Origin of the sequence: Prevotella sp. HJM029, from assembly GCF_000599605.1 — a bacterium.
Classification (GTDB): Bacteria; Bacteroidota; Bacteroidia; order Bacteroidales; family Bacteroidaceae; genus Prevotella.
Window position 1 is genome coordinate 1 of sequence record NZ_AZHT01000097.1, and the last position, 331, is coordinate 331.

Below are 331 nucleotides of genomic sequence, written 5' to 3' on the forward strand. Positions count from 1 at the left end.
CATTTCTGGGAAATGCTCACTGAGGTAGTTCTCTAACTTCAAACGGAAGTAGGAAAGCTCTTTCTTTGTTGTTGTCATAATCTTCTTGGTTTAGGGTTTTACATTATTTTGAGTTGATGCCCATAGCAACTTTGAACTTGTCTAACTTGCCAGCCAACTGTTCCATATCGTGTTCTATCTTCTTATTGGTAATACGGGCATAAATTTGTGTAGTTTTAATATTGGTATGTCCCAGCATCTTCGACACACTTTCCATAGGAACGCCCTTGCTGAGCGACATGGTCGCAAATGTATGCCGGGCAAGATGGAAGGTCAGATTCTTCTTGACACC

The 331-nt window shown here is 41.1% G+C and carries 2 protein-coding genes; both read right to left on the reverse strand.

What is annotated here, in order from left to right; genetic code table 11:
- A partial coding sequence (locus X919_RS16525; protein WP_155949672.1) for a DUF1896 family protein occupies positions 1-78 on the reverse strand: 78 nt, incomplete at its 3' end.
- A gap of 25 nt (positions 79-103) precedes the next feature.
- Positions 104-331 (reverse strand): tyrosine-type recombinase/integrase (locus tag X919_RS15980; protein ID WP_155949671.1); only part of this gene is annotated, 228 nt, incomplete at its 5' end.